Here is a 1,785-nt window from a genome sequence, read left to right on the forward strand (position 1 = left end):
CTGATTGTTAAAATTGTTATACAATACCTCAGCCTTGTCTGAGGTATTTTTTTGTCTGAAATTTAAAAAGAGGATTATATTGATGTTTTATGATTTAGCTCGCCGTTTTATGTTTACCCGTGATGCGGAGTGGGCGCATGAGTTTGCACTTAATAATCTTCGTCGTTTTGCTAATACGCCTCTAAATATAGCTTGGTCACAAAGTGTTTCAGATAAACCCGTAAACTTTTTAGGTCTTGAATTTAAAAATCCAGTAGGGCTTGCCGCTGGCCTGGATAAAAATGCAGAATGTATAGATGCATTTAGCCAAATGGGATTTGGTTTTATTGAAGTTGGAACGGTTACACCGCGTCCTCAAGTTGGTAATGACAAGCCACGTATTTTTAGACTTCCAGAGTCAAACGCAATTATTAACCGTATGGGTTTTAATAATAAAGGTGTTGATAATTTAGTCGAAAATGTAAAAGCAGCAAAGTACAGTGGCATACTCGGTATCAATATTGGTAAAAATAAAGATACACCTAACGAGCAAGGTAAAGATGACTACATTCATTGTATGCGTAAAGTATTTGAGCATGCCTCATATATTACGGTAAATATTTCATCACCAAATACCCCAGGGCTTCGTGATTTACAATATGGTGCTGCACTTGATGATTTATTGCAAAGTCTTAAAAATGAACAGTTAGATTTAATTGCAAAGCATAATAAGCAAGTTCCTATGCTTGTAAAAATTGCACCGGATCTCGATCAAATACAAATAGAGCAAGTAAGTGAGTCACTTTTAAATAATAAAATTGATGGTGTAATTGCCACAAACACAACGCTTGAGCGAGCCGCAGTCATGGGGCAGCAATATGCACAAGAGGCGGGCGGTTTATCAGGTCACCCTGTTAGAATGCGCTCTACAGAGGTAGTAAGTGAGCTAAAACGCTTAACACAAGGTAAGCTACCAATCATCGGAGTCGGCGGTATTGATGATGCTACATCTGCAAAAGAAAAGTTAGATGCAGGCGCAAATTTAGTTCAGGTTTATACTGGGTTCATCTACAAAGGTCCACAATTGGTAAAGTCGATCGTTAACGGCTTATAAGGATCAGTTATCTAAGCTTTTGATCGTTAGCTAAATGTTCTAAGCAAACATTTTAAAAGTGGTCAAAAGCGGTTATACTCTGAGCAATAATTATTCAACATACCCAAGGAGGAGTAAATGTTACAAGCATCAAAGCAATGGCAGTGGATTACTTGTCCTGATAAAAATCGTTTGTTACTTGATTTAAATGACGACATGCAATTATGCACGCCTTATAAATTAAGACAGCTCACCGATTCTGTTTTTAAAAATCCACGTTTTAGTCTCGAAGATGCTGCATTTTACGAACAAGTTTATAATTATCTGGATGGATTTGAATTGTGGTCTGCGGCTCAAATTTGTCAAATATCATTAAATGCTACTGCTGTTAAGTATCACTTAAAACCCGTTTTAGCAAAAAGTTGGTTTTTTGAAGAATATACCGGGACAGAGCCAAGCGTAGAGGCAATAGTAAAATTAACATCTAAAGCGCAGTCAGGTGATTTTTTAATTGTAGAGCATTGTCCTGATGCATCTATTTGTTTGAATTTAAGTGAAACCTTTAAATTAGACGAAAACTTATCTTTAGCGCAATTTGAAGTAATCCGTATTTTGAATAATCGAGTCCACCCCATCCTAAATCAGCAATATCAAAGTCAAACCGCGTAGGGTCTGTTGATCTTTGCGGATTAAAATTTGTTCAAACTAGGGGC

General features: G+C 36.8%; 2 protein-coding genes. Both read left to right on the forward strand.

Annotated features, from left to right (window positions below; genetic code table 11):
* Window positions 1-82: 82 nt before the first annotated feature.
* Entirely contained in the window at window positions 83-1,093 is a 1,011-nt protein-coding gene (gene pyrD, locus GQR46_RS19305) for a quinone-dependent dihydroorotate dehydrogenase (protein WP_010552659.1), read from the forward strand.
* 117 nt (window positions 1,094-1,210) lie between these two features.
* Complete coding sequence (locus GQR46_RS19310; protein WP_007586900.1) at window positions 1,211-1,741, forward strand: cell division protein ZapC; 531 nt, start codon at window positions 1,211-1,213, stop codon at window positions 1,739-1,741.
* Window positions 1,742-1,785: the final 44 nt, after the last annotated feature.

The organism is Pseudoalteromonas sp. Z1A6, assembly GCF_011378745.1.
In the GTDB taxonomy this organism is placed as follows: Bacteria; Pseudomonadota; Gammaproteobacteria; order Enterobacterales; family Alteromonadaceae; genus Pseudoalteromonas; species Pseudoalteromonas arctica.